Source organism: Butyrivibrio fibrisolvens (assembly GCF_023206215.1).
Lineage (GTDB): Bacteria > Bacillota > Clostridia > Lachnospirales > Lachnospiraceae > Butyrivibrio > Butyrivibrio fibrisolvens_C.
Genome location: NZ_CP065800.1, coordinates 2,008,357 through 2,026,680, shown reverse-complemented (window position 1 = coordinate 2,026,680; position 18,324 = coordinate 2,008,357). Strand labels below are relative to the sequence as shown.

Below are 18,324 nucleotides of genomic sequence, written 5' to 3'. Positions count from 1 at the left end.
TCCTCTCCTTTTACTTTACTACCAGCCCTTTGACCGGCTTTGTTGTCATAGTTACGATTGCAAGAAGCGCGATACCTGTGATCACGTTCTGTATAGTGATAGGTGCACCAAGTGCTACGAATCCGTTGAACATAAGTGATATTATGATCTCTCCTATTACTATTGCCACAATAGGATGGCCATATTTCCTGAATGCAAGTCCGAAGAAGGTTCCCATAAGCGGTGTGAAGTTACGGCTCATGGATGCAAGGTTGGAAGCAGATGTCATAGATGTTCCATAGCTTATTGTAAGAATACTCTGGATGCCTACGAAGAATCCGCATACTGTAAATGCAAGGATCTTGTACTTTTTTACATTAACGCCCATGTTCCTTGCGACAACTTCGTTACTTCCTATAGCATAAACGTATGTTCCAAACTTGGTGTACCTTAGGATAAAACCGCATATGAGGTATGCAGAAAATGCCAGAACAATGTTCCATGGATAATCGCCAAAGGCACGCAGATTCTTGTCAAGGACAGCTTCTTTACCATTAGTTGCAAAAATAGCCAGTGCCTCATATATAAGCGAAAGACCTACCGTTACGATAAGTGACGATATCTGAAGTTTCATGTACACGATGCCGTTGCATAGTCCCACCAAAGTACCGCATAATAGCGGAGCTATGATGAGTCCTGCATAGCCAAAATACTTACTTGCAGTTACAGCTACAACTGCTGATAAAACGATATTTGCACCAACTGAAAAGTCGAATGGTCCCATAACGCAGATAAAGTATAGACCGCATCCACCAATTGCATATATAAATGCAGTTTTGATATACTGGAGCACTTTGTCCGGAGAACCAAATGTATCGGGTCTTAGTATCTTAAATACAGACCAGAACAAGATGGCCATGAGTACCAGAATGACTATTCCATACCACTGGCTTTCTTTAAACTTCTTCATAAACGCTCATCTCCTAGAGTTTATTATTTACATGCAAAAAAATGTTTTGATATATTTTTATAAGATCTCGTTATTAAAAAACAGATGTCAGCACCAAGTACTGTCTTATAAGAAAATATGCCGTACAGCCCAAGTGATAGTTGTACGGCATATAAATTGCAGCTTATATTACTGGTGACGAGCTATAACATCGTCAATTGATAATTCGCTTGCAGCCTTGTTAAGATCCTCAAAGCTGTATCCTGCCATAGTTTTGATCTCTTCATCTGTATATGGATCTGCATTTACAAAGTACTGTTCATAATTAGAATAATCTTCAGGAGATGATACATAGATATAAGGGAAGAGAATCTCATATCCGAATGTACCTGCTTCCTTAACATAGTTGCCCTGAACAGCGTTATAAACCATAAGGAATGCAAAAAGAGGATCACAGAAATGTCCGCCTGACTCTGCATACATACCGCCTGATGACAGCTGATCAGCAAGATCATCAAGGAAGTCTGTTGATACTACATCTATCTGACCTGTAAGACCTGCATTGTCAAAAGCTCCAATAGAGCCAACAAGAGGATCTCCACCGCCGCCTGCTACAATAAGTGCATCCATACCGGGCATTGAGTTATAAAGTGACATAGCTGCTGCCGCACCTTCTTCAGAAGATGTATTGGCATATACAGGCTCACTCATAGTAACCTGATCATCAGGATTAGCTGCATTCCACTCATCAACAGCCTTCTGATATCCTTCCCATCTAGCCTGGAATGTAGCATCACCTACTGTCCAAGCTTCAAGTCCTATATTCCTGTCGCCGTTCTCAATAAGGAGATTAACGAGTGTGTATCCGTTGGTAACCTCATCTTCGTGAACTGCGCCAACATAATACTTGGAGTTGCAGGCTGTCTTATAAACTTCAGGGCTATTCTTCTCTGAGATGATACGGAAGAACTGAGCGATATATACGCCGTACTCATCACAGGTATTGATAGCTGAGGTCATCTCGGAATCAGCCGAGTTACAAATGATGATGCCCTGACATCCTGCTGCGCACAAAGTCTCAACAGATGCTGTAACCTGCTCTGATACATGTCCCTGGTCAACCCACTGAGTCTTAACACCAAGAGCACCTGCTGCCTTATCTACAACCTTCTTGCACTGGCTTCCGAGTACGTCTGTAGAACTCCATATAGACACGCCTATAGTAATATCCGATTGAGCTTCCTGACTCCCTGATCCCCCACCTGCTGATCCGGCGCCGCCTTCAGCTCCGCCGCCAGAAGATGAACTACATCCTATAGTCCCTACCATAAGAGCCGAAGTACAAATTGCCGCCATCAGCTTTTTGCTTAGTTTTTTCATAAAAAAACATCCTCCTTCATTAGTAGAAAAATCTTCCCCTGCAGGTCTTATACAACATTACCTGGGAATGTCATTATATAAATGTCAATATTCCCTTCCTATGCGTAGCCCTGCTGTATCTAAAGACATTATCTTTTATCCTGCCCATAACCTGTTAGGAATATTTTTCAAAAAAAATAGGACGATTTTTAAATTCGTCCTATTCCTTTTACAAAAAGTACCATACAAATAATTACCTTATCACTTGAGCTATACAATATCCTTGAATACTTTATTTGCAAACTTCCCACTTGGAAGTTTGAGTTTATAAAAAGTATATGACCCTACTTAAGACCACTTACCGTATATTCATGGGACAGCTCATCTCCAAAGACTACTCCTGCCATGTTGGCAGCTTCCTTGTCATATACAACCGAAACTGTCACAACATCTCCATTAGATAGCTCTGTATACTTATCCGAGGAAAATGATAGTGATGCGCATACATTGATATATTTATTCAAAGTGCCTAGATCCTCCACATCATCAAGTGCTTCAAGCTTGTCTCTTCCTCCTACCATCTCAAGTTCCAAGTTGTCATAATCTATGACTACATTGGCCTTGCCCTGTCCGTTAGCGCCGTCAAAATCAACTGATACATAATCAAAGATATCTACGACACCATCTATAGCAGGTTCGCTTTTGCCGCAGCCTATAAGAATGCAGGATGTTATTCCTATTACGATCGCCTTTTTTATACAAATAATCTTATTCATTACAATCCCCCTCTTCATACATATAATCTTATTCATTACAGATTCACTCTTGATACAAGTATTCTTATACGTCACAGATTCACTTTTGATTCAAGTATTCTTCTACATCACTGGTTTCTTTTTCAGGTACTCTTATCTATCGCGGATTTCCTCTTTATATATGACTCTCCTCCAGCTTCTTCTTATATTCACTCGGACTCATCCCGGTCTGCTTCCTGAATACTCTGCTAAAATAGTTATAGTCTTCATACCCCACTTCAAATGATATAGCTTCAAAACTTTGCTTCCTTATCATCAGTTCGATAGCCTTCTCTATCCTGATCCTTGCGATAAAAGCTGTTATAGACTCTCCATATCTTTGAGAAAAGACTCTTGAAAGATAGGTAGGATCTACATGATACTGCTCTCCAAGATGAGACAGCGTAAAATGCTCATAGTATCTTTTTAATAATAAGTCATGGATCTGCTCGACCTGTCCCATTATTGAAGTATCCACCGATGCACCGTTATCTTCACATATCATGGATACTGCAAGTTTTATATTGTCTAGAAGGCTTTCTTTATCAAGCATCATCTGAGCATAGCCAATGCCATTCTCAATCTCTTCCCTGTTTTCATATGCAGCTTTAGGAAGATTATCCATCCCCCAGATGATGCCTCCAAGCCTTGCAATGTACTGCGATATTTCGAACAAAGTCCAGCCATCTTCATCGCAGCTGATAAGGCCGCTTTTTTCTATAAGGCACTTGGTCAAGGCATAGGCGCTTTCCTTGTTTATGGCATCTATTATCTCTTTTTCCAGACTTCTTGTAAGAGTCCTGTCATAGACAGACCTTCCCCCATCACGTATAAACTGTTTTTCTTTAGAATCTGGTCTTAGATAATAGATAAGAGGTCCGTTACCTTCATCCGCCTTGGTATAAACCAAACCCTTGTCAGAATTTACGATCGCATGCCTCTTGTCAAAGGGTCTGTTCATAAGTCCTGTTATCATATCGCGGTAGGTCTTAGCCATATCAGCTACGGCCTGAGTCTTAGCCTTATAAACAACAGTTATGGGGCCATATTCATCCAATGAGAACTTATCAAGGATCCCCTTTGCAATCTCTAACAGCACCTCTTCGCCAAAAGAGCTGCACATGATAAATTCATTGACCTTGGTACTATAGTTAAACAAAACTATACTATTATCATCATTTTCAAAACGAAAAGTAACTTCCCTTATCATGTTCTTGATTCCAAGAGACATTTTGGCCATATCATTTTGGTACATCTGACTTATCTTAGAGGTATCATGGAATTTTAGAAGCAGTGAAGGAATATGCTCCACATTCCTTGTTGCAGATATCTCAGTCTGTTTTTTGGCCTGATATAGCTTACCTGACAGGATCATGGAAAGCTCACTATCCTCTACAAAAGAAGATACAACATAATCGCTCCCCTTGCTCTCCAGAGCTTCCAGTGACTTCTTGAGTACATCGACCATCTGCTCTCTACCTACAGGTTTTAACAGATAATCGATACCGCCATTTAGAAATACTCCCTTAACTTTCTCAAAATCGTCATAACCGGATATTGCAACAGATACGATATCCGGATACATCTCATGGATCTTATTAAGAAGCTCCAGCCCGTCCATGAAGGGCATATTGATATCAGTCATCACTATATCGGGCTTTTCTACAGGGATTCTCTCAAGAACCTCCTCCCCATCCTGTGCAGGCTCTAAGAAATCTATTGAATATGTATCCCATGGCAAAAGAGTCCTGATGTTCTCTCTACTCCAATATTCATCATCAGCTGCAAGTACCTTATACCTTCTTTTAGACAACTTCCTCCCCCCTTTGCCTTATGGGCAGCTTGATAACTACCCTTGTTCCATTATTATCATTCTCGCTATATACGTGTATCCCGTAGCCGTCACCATAAGCCTTTTTGATACGGGCATTAACATTAAGTATTCCTATGGACTTACCCTTCTCAACTCTTGAAATACTGTTTTTAGAAAGCTCTTCATTAAGTCCCCCCACATCCATACCGATGCCGTTATCTTCTATGGATATTGTCAGGTACTTTTTCTTTCCTTCATAGATATGCTCTGCCTTTATAAAGAGTTTTTTATCTTTTCTCTTAACATAGCGAAGTCCATGATTAATAGAATTCTCAACTATAGGCTGGATCGTGATCCTGGGGATCTCATCCTGAAGGACTTCGCTTTTGATATCAAACTCATGTTGTATACTATTACCATTTCTAACATCCATTACGTATAGATAGTTACGCACATGTACAAGTTCATTCTCTATAGTAGATGGTGCATCCGATATATCGAGACTGTATCTGAAGATTGCAGAGAGCGACTGACACAGACCACTTACCATAGTACAGCCCTGGGAATTAGCTATGCCGCTCATAGTATCCAGAGTATTGTATAGGAAATGAGGATTGATCTGAGCTTGAAGAGCCTGATATTCTGTTCTCTCCATAAGAAGCTGGTACTCATATTTCTCAGCTATCATCTTCTCTATCTGATCAAGAAGATCATTGAACTCAGTACCAAGTATCTCAAGCTCCTTGGTTCCGCCTTTTTCCCTGGGAGATAACCTTAGCTCCGTCTCTCCATTTCTGATGCGGTATACAGTCTTCTGCATATCTTCAACCGACTTGGAATAAAATCCTGCGATAAAAGAACTAACAATAAACGTAAAGAACATCATGATAATAGATGTGACGATAAGTGTCCTAAAAAGAGTGCTCTGGGTAGCAAGAGCAAGGGACATAGGAGTAAGCATAAATGCATTTATGCTATGATGGTCAAAGGCCTTGGAGGTCAAGTAGTAATCGTCATATTCAACGCCCAGCGACAGGTTGTCACGACCCTTGGTATCTAAGACGATTCTACTTATATCTGCAAATATCTTCTCAGCTCCATCACTGTATCCTATGGTGGTTATGACATCATCACTGCAGCTTTGAAGCCACATGATGACATTATCCGATGAAGTATATTTGTGCATGATATCTGAAAAGACGCTACTGTCAAAATCGCATACAAGATACCCATAACACCTTGTTTTGTCAGTATATCCGTGAAGTTTTAATACAAGGTGTACTATCTGTCTTCCCGCCGCCTGATTATCATAGCCTGTAACAAGAAGTCTTGTATCCTTGGAGTATACGTATTCAAGGATCTTGTCACTATTAGTATCTTCACTACTTTCATATAAATTATTGGGATAATAAACAACAGATTTTCGATAAGAACTTACAAGGCAGTCATCTGAATCATATATATATATCGCCACCAGATCATCTGTAGATGTGAAATGGTTTTTGGCATATTCAGACGCAGTAAAATAGAAAGGTTTGAGATCAGCTTTCCCGCCATCCGTTTTCTTTTTCAGCTCCCCCATAAGCTCTGCTTCATTGTACATGGTCTGCATCTGAACATGCAGCGTATGGATCCTGCTCTCAAGCTCGTATTCCATACGTCCCAATGTTTCAGTGCTTTCCCTTATGCTTTCATCGCTGATCTTGCGATGAGATGTCAGATAGAAAAAAACTGTAAGAAGAACCAAAGCAAAAATCGTACAAAAAGTACTGATCGCCATGATCACATGGCGCATAGTCCATTTCTTATTCACGCCTCTCCCCCCTAAGGATGAACGCACATGCAGGAAGGCTTTGCCTTCAGTTTTTCAGGAAGATCTTGCCTTCAGGACGTTAGTAAATAAAATCAACGCCTCATGTGAAAATAACCCTGATCTTTCTAAGGGTCTTATCCGCTTACGTAGACGTGCTACACTTCAGCTCCTAATCCCCTAAGAAAGATCAGGAACATTTTCAAAATCGGCTTATGATTTTATTTACTAACGTCCTGAATTGTAAGTTTTCGCAAAGAGCTGAAAGCTTTTTCGAGCTTCACCCTGATGAACAGTTTCCTGCGTCCCTTCTCTAAATACCACGTGTCCTGCCAGCAGTCCACGCAAAAACTCTCCACCTATTGCCAATCCCCCAAGATCAGCATTGATAGTTTCTGCTTCTCATAATTTAGTTATATTTTATGATGCTATAATCAGATAGACAATAGTAAATATTTAGCTTATTAATTCAGGTATTTTTCAAGTCTTCAAGCTTAGATTCCATGGTTTTTATACCAATTTCATATACACGGCGAAGTTCGTCTGGGTTATGCTCCATGCTGCCTATTTCAAGAGCTTTGGGTGGTCTTATTACGAAGAGGTCACCTTTTAGTTCTTTTTCTCTTATATATTCTATAGTTTTGTTGTAGTGGATGTGTCTTACTCTTACAGCCTCTACCATGTTAGGATATTGTTTGTACATAGCTTTTATAAGAGGCAGCATTTTGTTGGGCTTTTTGATATATTCAAGGGGCTGAGTCAGTACTACTACGTTTTTGTTATAGCCTTTGTGCTCCCAGAACTTTATCGGGATAGAATCTGCTACTCCTCCATCTAAGAGTTTATGACCGTCCACTTCTACTATCTTGGATACCACAGGCATTGAAGCTGATGCTGTAAAATAGTACATATCCTTGCCCATGCCGTTTGAGAATCTGTGATAGTAGGGTTTGCCCGTCTCTACATCGGTACATACTCCGTAGAATTCCATAGGATTTTTGTCAAAAGTTTCAAAATCCATCGGATCAAGTTCGTAAGGTATTGTCTTATAGCAAAACTCTGCGCCGTAGAGATCACCTGTTTTGAAAAAAGATTTCCAGCTTGAGAATCTCCAGTCTGTGCAGTATTTGGTTGAATATCTTATGACTCTTCCGGGCTGTCTTGATTTTATATTGCATCCAAAAGCCGCTCCTGCGGATACTCCGATAGCTCCGTCAAAGTCTATGCCATTTTTCATCATCACATCTAAAACGCCTGCCGTGAACATACCTCGCATAGCGCCGCCTTCAAGGACAAGGCCTGTCTTTATCTTTTGCTGCATGATAATCCTCCATTGTTTTGTAATCTATTCTGTCGCAGACTCCAGTAATCTGATTGTTTTTTGGTCAAGATTTATTTCATACTCTATTCCTAACGGAAGAGTCCCGATAGGAACCGCATGACCTATGTTGACATTGTATATAACAGGTAAGGTCTGGCAATCAAACTCTTTTAACACTGCTTTGTATACCTCTTTGTAATCCTCATAGAACTGTTCATCCTGAGGCTTTCCTACAACAATTCCCTTTATTCTATTCAGTATCCCTTGTGCGCCAAGATTCCTAAGGTAATATTTTATAAGATCAGGGCTAGGCTTTTCTTCGCTTGTTTCAAGCAGAAGTATCTTATCTTTCCATTCATCAAGATCTGGCCATATCTGTGTACCGACGATCATAGGGAATACGTCAATGCATCCGCCCAATAATTTTCCTGTGATAACACCACTTCCAGACAGCACTTCATAATGATGCTCCTCCGGACGTGTTTTCTTTTTCTTATTTACATTTTCTTCAGACCATGACACATGATCGTCTGACCAGTAATCACTGGAAATAATCTCATATCCTTTTGAATCTTCAAATAATATATTTGTGACTGAGTTCTTGGTATAATCAAACATCTGAACATACTCACCAAACTCCGCCATAACGGATGGACCATAATAGGAAACCACACCGGCCTTGTTCATCATAAAATGAGTGACAGTAGTATCTGAATATCCCAGAAAGATCTTAGGATTATTCCTTATGATCTCATAATCTATGTAAGGCAATAATCTTATGGAATCATCGCCTCCGATAGCACTAAAAATCCCCTTTATGGAAGGATCCAAGAAAGCATCCATTAAGTCTTTAGCTCTTAGCTGCGGATTAGAATAAACAAACTCACTCCCTTTAAGGGCATGCGGCATCGAAGTAACCTCTAATCCAAAGTCTCGTTCCAAACGCTCTTTTGCAATATCATATTTATGAATAAGCCCGGAATCACCCAGCCCTCCCCAGGACAGGCTTACAATTGCAATCTTATCTCCCTTTTTGTAATCTTTTTGGTTTTATCATAATAGGCCTCCGCAGCAAGAATAAATAATTGATTTCGAGCAAGCTCGAATCGAAATGAATTTTGACCCTGGTGTCACCCGAATTGTAACGTTTCTTCGAAACTCTCACAATCCTGGTGTCATTAAATAATTTTAAATATATACAGACCAAAAGTAAATGAGAAAATTATAGCAATAATTCGATAGAATATAAGTTCAAAACTTGGTTAGATTATTTTTGTATGATGATCAGTTCTGCATTTGGTGCAGATTTTCAAGATTATATTAAATCTAAGGGGGATTATATGGAGAATCAGAAAACTATAAATAAGTCTATATCCGTAAAGGCTGCAGACTCAGCACCTTTTTACAACAATGTAGACTTCTGTGTGGGAACAGGTCGTTTCGGACTTGCTCTTACCAAAGAATATCTGGATGAGCTCGCTTTCGTACAGGAAGAGATTGGCTTTAAGCACATCCGTGGCCACGGCATATTCACAGATGATACAGCTATATACCATGAGTATGAAGAGGATGGAATTAATAAAGTCGAGTACAACTATACCTATCTTGACCGCATCATGGATGAGTATTTAAAGCTCAATATCCGTCCATTTATAGAGCTTGGATTTATGCCCAAGGATCTTGCAAGCGGTACTCAGACTGTCTTTTACTGGAAAGGAAATACTACTCCGCCCAAATCTTACGAAAGATGGTGCGACCTTGTAGTAGCTCTTCTGTCACATCTCATAGACAGATACGGTGAAAGTGATGTGACTACATGGCCTATTGAAGTCTGGAACGAGCCTAATCTTCCGGGATTCTGGGAGCATGCCGATGTGAAGGAATATTGCAAGCTCTTCAAAGAGACTTTCACAGCGATCAAAGATTTCAATCCATCATTCAAGGTCGGCGGTCCTGCAATCTGCGGCGTCAAGGATGCCGAGTGGATCAAGGGCTTCCTAGATTTTTGCAAAGAAAGTGGCTTAAAGCCTGACTTTATCACAAGGCACCACTACACAATAGAGTTCCCTGAAGCCGACGGTCACTACGACTACTCAGCTTTGATGGATGAAGAAGAAGGCTTTGCCAATCTTCAGTCCACAAGAGATATCATAGACTCTTATGACGAATACAAGGGACTTCCTATTCACATCACAGAATTCAGTTCCTCTTATACTCCAAAGGGTGTAATCCATGACACTAACTTAAACGCAGCGCTTATGGCGCGTCAGCTTTCACGTCTTGGAGATATGAACGAGTCTTATTCTTACTGGACTTTTGGTGACGTATTCGAAGAGACCGGCGTTCCATTTTCTCTTTTCCATGGAGGATTTGGACTTGTCGCAGCAGGAAGCATTCCAAAGCCTACATTCTGGACATTCAAGTTCTATACAGATCTTAAGAAGTTAGGAAAGGGCTGCGTATTTAAGAATGATAATGCTGTTATAGAAAAGACTGCAAAGGGATATGCCGGAGTCTTATTTAACGAAAGTTCCGATGATAGTCTTGATATAAAGCTTAGCCTTGAAGATATTGCTAAGGGCGAGGATGCTGATAATGAATACACTCTGATCATAAAGACAGTAAGTCCTAAGACTACTAACCCGCTTAAGCTCTGGCATGATCTAGGCGAGCCTGCAACACCGAATAGCGAGCAGACCAAGCTGATAAAATCTGCTGCTTTCCCGCAGGTAACATCAGACAGACTCACAGCAAGCGAAGGCAGTATCTCTTTTGACCAGACTTTAGATCCGGAAACAGTTGTTTATTTCGAGCTTTCTAAGTCTAAAGTTAAGTCCGACAGAGGTTATAGCTACGAAAGAACTATAACTACAAGATAAAGAAAGCCACTACCCATACAGATATGTCCCCCTCTTACAGGATGTCCGGTAAAAAGGTACATATCAAACCTGGATAGTGGCTTTTACTTTTATCTCTAAATATAATATTGTTTAGACATATCTCTTAATCCTATTGGCTATTATTGATTCTTATTTTTTCTCTCATTCTTATACTTTATCTGTCTGACATATAGAAACGCTTCGTCCATACCTATATTTGTCTTTTGGTTCAGGATATCCGACGCGAGTAGATACTCACCAGATGCAACCGTATCCATCACATCTGAGATGTCTACCTTACTATCTCCAAAACTCTGTATTTTTGAAGATTTATCGTAGATATATTTCGAATGCTTTCCCATATTGGTGTAGTAATATAAGGGACTATCCGAATACATACCAAGTATTCCGTGATCAACCATGTATTCTTTTAGTAACTCGTATCCTTTTAAATAAAATGGAATCTTTAGCTTTTTACGATCAGATAAAAGAATTATCAGCATGGAATTGGCATACTGACCACAACTACCCAGATATACCTTTTTTACATCCCCCCAACGATATACCAGTTCTTTCTTGGTTGGAAGGATATGTATGATTCCCTCAGAAGACACAATTATCTTTTCATTTACAAATACTAATGCAAAATAAATACTAGGAATGGTATATATGGCAAAAGCCAGGAGTACCCATTTTAAAATATTCAGGTCATATTTGAAATCGAAGAATACACATATCGGTAGCAAGAAATAAATTATTGCCCAAGGTAGTATGTTGTATATACTTCTTTTGGTAACTATTACTCTATAATCCATGCTATACTGTTCCTTGCCGAAACTAATTGTTATTTATAGTAATTGATCATTACATCATTCTCTTACTTCAACAATCTCACCATCATAACTGTACTAAGATCGTTTCTTCTTGCATAATCAACTCTTTTTCTTTATACTCACAGTAAAACCTCCCCACAATACGATAATAATTCACATTTTATGATCCAATCTGACACCGTTTATATTTTTAACAAAAAAGCCAAAAACATATAGCATCCCCCAGCAATAATGAAGATAGCCATTATTGTATTCATCAATGAGAATCTTTTTGTCATACAAACAGCAGGACGTTTCGGATCTATGTAAATGTAACACTTTTGGCCGATTTTATAATTCTTTTTTTCAAAAACTTTATTATCAAAATAGTCCAAGTTGTTCACAGGATGTCTGGTAAAGCTATAATTATCGTACTCATACTGGTATACAGGACTATATGCATATCTATATGTTTTTTTGTTTACATATTCCTTCTTTGGCTTGTAAGAGTAGCTACTATACTTTGAATATCTGGATTCATGAGGTACCGCAACACGTTGTGAACCATCTTCCGTTTTACTTATTTCCACATCAACAAGCACAGCTTCTATCTTATTCTTGCACCTAAATCCTAACAATACTTGGGTTATTAGAAACAACGCACCAAAAAGCACAATTCCTAAAAGAAAAACAATCACTATACCACTTATACATATTTTCATTTCCATTTAATAATATTCCTCTAACCTCACATAATTATGGTAAAAACGATCACTTATATCGCCGTTATTATACATGATATGCCGGCTCATATCTTAAATATCCGATGAAACACCATTTTTACTTGATGAAATGCATTTTATCGTAAAAAAAGAAGAAGGATGATCACAACTCCTTCTTCTTTAGCTTTATTGAAGCACCCAGGCAATTCCTCAAGCGCAGAATAGATATCACAGAAATGGTCCCTTAACCCCGGCCCTAGGGGGTCGAAAAGGTTCCTTAATCCCGCCCCCAGGAGTCATTTTGTATCAGCAAAAAGAAAATGCAGCGAACTGCAGATGTCCTGTTCCCTTAAATGTAAAGAACAGATCATGCACTCCGTCAGGAATCTCGATATCAGCCTTTGTTTCATGCCATTCATTGGCATAGCCTATCTCGAAGAATCCTATGACTTCTCCGTCCCACTTAGTACGGACTTCAAGCTCTCCTGTCGCATAACCTTTGGTACATACTGACATCTTCTTTACATTCTTGCAGTCAAAATACTTAAATCCGGCAGTAGCGCTATCTCTCATATTGGCTATATATGCATAATTAGTGCGGCGCCATGAACCGTGATCCTCTACTATAGGCTCAGAGCATATTGGAGCTTCCATACGGTCCTTGGGTATGATATCTCCGCCTTCCTGAGTGATCTTAGGGAATCGGTCATCCATCCAGCCTGACCATGGGATGTAGGTTACATCTGTATCTGTAAAAAGATTACATGCGATATATGTAGGATATGTACCCTCACTTCTTAATGGCTCCATACCACAGCATGATGTCATAGGTGCCTGCTCAAAGGTTCCGTCAGCCTTTTCTTTGAGCTTTTCAAAGCAGCCCTGCCTTGAGTAGTTGGTTCCATTGGTATGGCGGTGATAGAAGATATAATAGTCATCACCAATCTGAACCATGCTTCCGTGGTTGTTGGCACAGTAGAACATGGGCTTATCTGCTGGCTTATAGGTATCTATATTAAGATCACCGTTACTAACAAGCACGCCCTTATATTCAAATCCCTTAAGCGGATCATCACTTACAGCATAGCCAAGCTCATGGAAGAGCTGTGTTGAGAAGATAAAATAGTACTTGCCATCCTTCTTGCGGATAGAAGGACCTTCAAAGAATGCATGTCCGTCAAAAGATGTATCGTGGCTATATGGTTCACCCGGTGCTACAAATACAGGACCTTCTACTATAGTCAGCATATCAGGTCCTAAAACCGTACCCATAGCTCCATGTCTTGACTTATCTCCTACTCCGCAGAATCCTGTGTACAGATAGGTTCTGTCTCCTTCTGTAAGGACTGCCGGATCGAACTGAGGTTCGTCTCCATCTTTCTGACCAAGGTAGGTTCCATCTGCATGATGTACATAACCATAGAATTCATACTTGCCTGCAGGCTCATCGCATACAGCAACTGATACTACTCCCCAGGAGCTAAGTACATAATAAAGATAATATCTTCCATCAGGGCCAACAGTTACAGCAGGTGCATACAGATTGCCCTGAAGATCTTCATTGGCAGGATCCTGATCCTTGCGGTAGATAACGCCTTCATAGCGCCATGCACCAAGATCATCTACAGGCGCAGAATAGCACACATAATCAAGCATACAATATACATCTCCATTAAACTTATCATGAGATCCGTATACATATACCCTGTCTCCGAATACATAAGGTTCTCCGTCCGGAACATACTCCCATGACGGCATATATGGATTTAATTTCTGTTCAAGATTTTTCATACACCCCTCCTCAATCATATAGATATATAGCGACCTAAACTTCTTTTATATAGAACTGACAATACCGCTACAATACAACTACATATATAATAAAAATAATCTTACACGATTTCTTATTGATTTATGCGCAAAGTATATCATTATTTGCTCTTAGTCATATATTATCTGTCCACTACTAGCGCTGCTACAAGAGCTATCATACCTTTTTAATATGCAAGAATTGTTACTTAACTCAAACTCCCCCGGACAAAATTACGTTCAAGGATTATAAAATCACAAACTCATTATAATGAAAAGAAAAAAGTGATGATCACTGGATTGGATCACCACTTTTTACTAAAAATTATTATATGACATAAGGGTCAAAATTATCATACTAAGTCAAAGCATCTTCTGGTCTTGCTTTTATTATTTAATAAGGATATGACTTTATAAGCTCAAGCTTGCCACCATTGATAGCATATGTCTCAGGGAAGCTGAAGTTAGTTCCGCCTATACTGAGGGCACCGCAGGTACTTATAAATCCATTAGAGTCAACATAAGCATTTAAGAGCTTGCCAATGAATTTGGGTTTGCCGCTATGGAAGTCAATAACATAACTGTATCTATTGTAATCTGACTCTATAGCTGAGAGCATCACTACGCTGGTTCCATCACCGTACATACTGCTGGCCATTCCGTATACAATACTCATATCATAATCAGCCGGCGGCTCTACATAAGTTGCTACTCCATCTTCTGTTACAAACCAAAGATGAGCATTGGTGAAGCTTTCACAAGTAGCAAGATATTCTGTAGGATCATTGCCCTGAGGTATAGATACTGTAAGGGCAAGACCTTCCTTATCACCATCATTGTCGAAGTCGACTATGTATATTCCATACAGATAATCTGATGATTTCTGGCTGACCTTTTTCTTGAATATGTTATAAAGATCGCCATATCTGGTAACTACATTCTTGTTAAGCGTATTCTGAGTCTGTGCTGCAACTCCAAGATCTGCATATGATGAGAAAGTCTTAAGATCAACATCATAGGTTCCGTCAGGCTTAGTAACTTTGCCCATGCCGGTCTTTATAGATACTTCAAAGTCGACATTGACATTGGCAGGATTGCTGGCGCTTCCAAGAACAGTTGTATCTATTACAACAGCATGGATCTTGATCATATCTCCCACAGGCGCATTATAGTTCTCTATAGTAACCTGTGAAGCATAATCTGTAACAAACACATGACAATAAGTTGATACTGCGTTCTTGAATCCCTCTTCAGACATAAGTGTCCTTGTTCCATATTCCGGATCAGAGTTCTCATATGCAGGAAGAGCATAATTCTTGGGATCAAATGTTGTAGCTTCAACTGAAGGTGCTGAGGTTGAAGCTTCTATGCTGTCATCAAGAACTGATACTGCCTGATGGCCTGTCTCTTTGAGACCACGAAGGTCAGTTGCTGACTCACCGGGCTCAGTTCCTTCAAGAGTTCCCTCAGATGCGCTCTGTGCAGCCTGAACAGATGTATCAAGTCCGCTTTCTGATGCATCAACAGTCGATGTACATCCACTAAGTAACATAGCTGTAGCAAGTACACATACAGCTAAGAATTTATTCTTTATCATACTTTTTTCATATACTCCTTTTACTTCCAATCATGCAACAATGCATTATTTTAACACGAAGAAGTAAAATAATAACTCGATATAATTACTGAATTTACCAAAAACTTTTAACTTTTTTTGGACATATTCCCGCATGAGATTCCATTTTCTTTTGCAAAATGCATCATGTAAAGCCTTACTCAGAGTCTGCACTGTATCTGTTTATACCCAAAATTGTCACCTCATGCGAACTTATACCTAAGTGTTGCCATCTTGCTGCATATCAATTGTTTTTAAGCCATTTTGCTCTTACATTAGTAAGTATAGGTGCAAAAACGCGGCTAATTAAGTACATAACTTATCGGGGGGATCATGTTATGAAGAAAGCTATAGTTACTAAGAAAATGCCCGCTATACTTCTGGGACTTACGCTCATATCAGGGAGTCTGTCAGGATGTGCGGCAAAAGCAAAAAACAGTGAGGGTATGCAAATGAACAATTCAGCAAACGAAAGTATTACATCAACTAATGACGCTTCATCTACAGTAACCGATGAAGCTGTGGCCAAAAGCTCTGATGGCATCTCTGAAGCTATCGCCTTAGAGACATCAACCGTAGATACTTCTGCAGGCGAAGCTTCAGAAGAAGACTACGAAGATCGCACTCCTACTGCGGAGATTTCAGACGTAGTCCTTCCCAAGTATACAAATCTTAATACCAAGGAAGCAGGCACGATCGAGCGCATCACCTATACAGCTCATGACTATTATGGAGATGGCGCTCCTGTAGAAAAAGAAGCTAACGTATATCTTCCATATGGCTACGATGAGTCCAAACAGTACAATGTCCTCTATCTCATGCATGGTATAGGCGGCGATGAGGATGAATGGGGCATGACAGGTTCAACATCACGCGTCAAGATCATCATGGATAATCTTGCCTACTTTGGAGATATTGAGCCCTTTATAGTCGTAACTCCTAACGGAAGATCCGCTGCCAACCATTCAAGTGACGGATCTGACTTCAAATCTTTCTATAGCTTTGGATCAGAGCTTAGAAATGATCTCATTCCTTATATTGAGTCTCATTACAGCACTTATGCAGATTATGACGAGAATGGTTATGACATGTCTGCATCAAGGGCTCACCGCGCTATGGCAGGATTGTCAATGGGCGGCATGCAGACTATTAATATCGGTATCGGAGAATGCATAGATCTCTTTGGCTATTTTGGTGCCTTCTCTGCTGCACCTACCAGCAATACAGCGGGAGTTACTGCAAGTCTTCTTAAGGACAACACCTATCCTATATACTATTTCTACAATATCTGCGGTCTTCAGGACAATATAGCATATTCATCTCACTCAGCGGCAGTTAAGTCACTTCCTGCTCTGTGTGATCAGTTTGTAGACGGCGAAAACTATATGTGGCAGGAAGTAACAGGCAGCCACACCTTCGGCGTATGGTATCTGGGCTTCTATAACTTCGCTCAGCTGGCGTTCCAATAAAGTTTCAGGCTGCCAATCGGAAGAACCTGCATCACCAAAGCCTTTACAGGGGTGGGCAGTATATAGATCTTTGCCACACTTTTAATCGTTTCATAAATTCATGGCATGATATCTGGAGATTTTTATTCTGGGGTCCAAACTCGCTTCGCTCAAACATGTGGACCCCGGTCAGAATAAAAATTTCCATCTATCACGCTCATGAATTTTATAAAACGATTAAAAAGTGTAGCAATGATCTATATACTTCCCACCTCTGTAAAGCCTTTGGTGATGCAGGTTCTTCTGAGTAAGTAGTCTGCGTTAATATATCTATAATTCATACAATCAGTGGAGATTAATATCTTTTACTACATTGCCTTCAAAATCGTATATAATGAATACATTGTCATCTAAGACCGCATAGCTATTGGGATTGCCGCCTTTTGGTATAGAGACAGAGCCAGGGTTTAAGTGATAGAAGTATTCACCCTTATCATTTAATACAAGCTTCTCGCATACCGGCAGGTGTGTATGTCCATGTAGCAGGACATCACCTGCTGATAGCGGGGGCTTTTTGTTTTCATCATACAGATGTCCATGTGTAGCAAAAAATGTATGACCGCCCAGAGCCAGTATCGCATAATCAGCAAGGACAGGGAATTCCAGTACCATCTGATCAACTTCTGCTTCGCAGTTGCCGCGAACAGCCCATATACGGTCTTTGATAGAATTCATAAGTTCTATAACTTTCTTAGGTTCATAGTCTCTTGGAAGATCATTCCTAGGACCATGGTAGAGTATATCTCCAAGGCATATCATGCGCTCTGCACCTGAACCTGCAAATCTATCCATCATCTTATCAGCCCAATAATATGAACCGTGAATATCACTGGCAATAAAATATCTCATAGTTTCCTCCTTCTTCATGCCTTATAACATCAGTAATATAGCAGCCTTTACATGGTTGGCTGTTTATATGAATGAGATGTCAGCTTTTGTTTTGCACTTACATAA

Annotated in this window: 14 protein-coding genes; 2 read left to right on the top strand and 12 right to left on the bottom strand. The window is 39.9% G+C overall.

Annotated features, from left to right (window positions below; translation table 11 throughout):
* Nucleotides 1–10 precede the first annotated feature (10 nt).
* The 7 genes from I7804_RS08285 to I7804_RS08255 form a co-directional block, all read right to left on the bottom strand.
* Nucleotides 11–949: an ABC transporter permease gene (locus I7804_RS08285; RefSeq protein ID WP_027218977.1), complete on the bottom strand. Its 939-nt coding sequence runs from the start codon at nucleotides 947–949 to the stop codon at nucleotides 11–13.
* A gap of 168 nt (nucleotides 950–1,117) precedes the next feature.
* Complete coding sequence (locus I7804_RS08280; RefSeq protein WP_027218976.1) at nucleotides 1,118–2,308, bottom strand: sugar ABC transporter substrate-binding protein; 1,191 nt, start codon at nucleotides 2,306–2,308, stop codon at nucleotides 1,118–1,120.
* Nucleotides 2,309–2,631: 323 nt separating this feature from the next.
* Nucleotides 2,632–3,063: a hypothetical protein gene (locus I7804_RS08275; protein WP_248405902.1), complete on the bottom strand. Its 432-nt coding sequence runs from the start codon at nucleotides 3,061–3,063 to the stop codon at nucleotides 2,632–2,634.
* A gap of 154 nt (nucleotides 3,064–3,217) precedes the next feature.
* Nucleotides 3,218–4,894, bottom strand: coding sequence for a response regulator transcription factor (locus I7804_RS08270; protein ID WP_248405901.1), 1,677 nt, complete (start codon nucleotides 4,892–4,894; stop codon nucleotides 3,218–3,220).
* On the bottom strand, nucleotides 4,887–6,707 hold the full coding sequence (locus tag I7804_RS08265) for a sensor histidine kinase (protein WP_248405900.1): 1,821 nt from the start codon (nucleotides 6,705–6,707) through the stop codon (nucleotides 4,887–4,889). Before I7804_RS08265 ends, I7804_RS08270 begins: the two co-directional genes overlap by 8 nt.
* 466 nt (nucleotides 6,708–7,173) lie before the next feature.
* The gene (locus tag I7804_RS08260; protein ID WP_248405899.1) at nucleotides 7,174–8,025 is read right to left on the bottom strand and encodes a patatin-like phospholipase family protein; all 852 of its coding nucleotides are present in this window, start codon (nucleotides 8,023–8,025) and stop codon (nucleotides 7,174–7,176) included.
* A 24-nt stretch (nucleotides 8,026–8,049) separates the two neighbouring features.
* Entirely contained in the window at nucleotides 8,050–9,039 is a 990-nt protein-coding gene (locus tag I7804_RS08255; protein WP_331477886.1) for a S66 peptidase family protein, read from the bottom strand.
* Between the two features lie 326 nt (nucleotides 9,040–9,365).
* On the opposite strand from I7804_RS08255, the gene I7804_RS08250 reads away from it, so the two are divergent.
* Complete coding sequence (locus I7804_RS08250) at nucleotides 9,366–10,904, top strand: GH39 family glycosyl hydrolase (RefSeq protein WP_248405898.1); 1,539 nt, start codon at nucleotides 9,366–9,368, stop codon at nucleotides 10,902–10,904.
* Between the two features lie 140 nt (nucleotides 10,905–11,044).
* Here the strand turns inward: I7804_RS08250 and I7804_RS08245 are convergent, their stop codons facing one another.
* The 4 genes from I7804_RS08245 to I7804_RS08230 all read right to left on the bottom strand — a co-directional run bounded on the left by I7804_RS08245 (nucleotide 11,045) and on the right by I7804_RS08230 (nucleotide 15,844).
* Nucleotides 11,045–11,719 (bottom strand): hypothetical protein, encoded by a 675-nt coding sequence (locus tag I7804_RS08245; RefSeq protein WP_248405897.1) that lies wholly within the window; start codon nucleotides 11,717–11,719, stop codon nucleotides 11,045–11,047.
* Between the two features lie 200 nt (nucleotides 11,720–11,919).
* Nucleotides 11,920–12,444 (bottom strand): DUF3592 domain-containing protein, encoded by a 525-nt coding sequence (locus I7804_RS08240; protein ID WP_248405896.1) that lies wholly within the window; start codon nucleotides 12,442–12,444, stop codon nucleotides 11,920–11,922.
* A gap of 300 nt (nucleotides 12,445–12,744) precedes the next feature.
* On the bottom strand, nucleotides 12,745–14,229 hold the full coding sequence (locus tag I7804_RS08235) for a family 43 glycosylhydrolase (RefSeq protein ID WP_248405895.1): 1,485 nt from the start codon (nucleotides 14,227–14,229) through the stop codon (nucleotides 12,745–12,747).
* A gap of 412 nt (nucleotides 14,230–14,641) precedes the next feature.
* Nucleotides 14,642–15,844 carry a hypothetical protein gene (locus tag I7804_RS08230; RefSeq protein WP_248405894.1) on the bottom strand — a complete coding sequence of 401 codons (1,203 nt, stop codon included), beginning with the start codon at nucleotides 15,842–15,844 and terminating at the stop codon, nucleotides 14,642–14,644.
* Between the two features lie 356 nt (nucleotides 15,845–16,200).
* On the opposite strand from I7804_RS08230, the gene I7804_RS08225 reads away from it, so the two are divergent.
* Entirely contained in the window at nucleotides 16,201–17,331 is a 1,131-nt protein-coding gene (locus I7804_RS08225) for an alpha/beta hydrolase (protein WP_248405893.1), read from the top strand.
* 324 nt (nucleotides 17,332–17,655) lie between these two features.
* Here the strand turns inward: I7804_RS08225 and yfcE are convergent, their stop codons facing one another.
* The gene (yfcE, locus tag I7804_RS08220) at nucleotides 17,656–18,219 is read right to left on the bottom strand and encodes a phosphodiesterase (protein WP_027218442.1); all 564 of its coding nucleotides are present in this window, start codon (nucleotides 18,217–18,219) and stop codon (nucleotides 17,656–17,658) included.
* Nucleotides 18,220–18,324 lie beyond the last annotated feature (105 nt).

Excerpts from the sequence above, each read along its gene's own strand:
- yfcE (WP_027218442.1), bottom strand. The coding sequence starts at position 18,219 with ATGAGATATTTTATTGCCAGTGATATTCACGGTTCATATTATTGGGCT.
- I7804_RS08235 (WP_248405895.1), bottom strand. The coding sequence starts at position 14,229 with ATGAAAAATCTTGAACAGAAATTAAATCCATATATGCCGTCATGGGAG.
- I7804_RS08285 (WP_027218977.1), bottom strand. The coding sequence starts at position 949 with ATGAAGAAGTTTAAAGAAAGCCAGTGGTATGGAATAGTCATTCTGGTA.
- I7804_RS08230 (WP_248405894.1), bottom strand. The coding sequence starts at position 15,844 with ATGATAAAGAATAAATTCTTAGCTGTATGTGTACTTGCTACAGCTATG.
- I7804_RS08280 (WP_027218976.1), bottom strand. The coding sequence starts at position 2,308 with ATGAAAAAACTAAGCAAAAAGCTGATGGCGGCAATTTGTACTTCGGCT.
- I7804_RS08245 (WP_248405897.1), bottom strand. The coding sequence starts at position 11,719 with ATGGATTATAGAGTAATAGTTACCAAAAGAAGTATATACAACATACTA.
- I7804_RS08250 (WP_248405898.1), top strand. The coding sequence starts at position 9,366 with ATGGAGAATCAGAAAACTATAAATAAGTCTATATCCGTAAAGGCTGCA.
- I7804_RS08260 (WP_248405899.1), bottom strand. The coding sequence starts at position 8,025 with ATGCAGCAAAAGATAAAGACAGGCCTTGTCCTTGAAGGCGGCGCTATG.
- I7804_RS08240 (WP_248405896.1), bottom strand. The coding sequence starts at position 12,444 with ATGGAAATGAAAATATGTATAAGTGGTATAGTGATTGTTTTTCTTTTA.
- I7804_RS08275 (WP_248405902.1), bottom strand. The coding sequence starts at position 3,063 with ATGAATAAGATTATTTGTATAAAAAAGGCGATCGTAATAGGAATAACA.
- I7804_RS08225 (WP_248405893.1), top strand. The coding sequence starts at position 16,201 with ATGAAGAAAGCTATAGTTACTAAGAAAATGCCCGCTATACTTCTGGGA.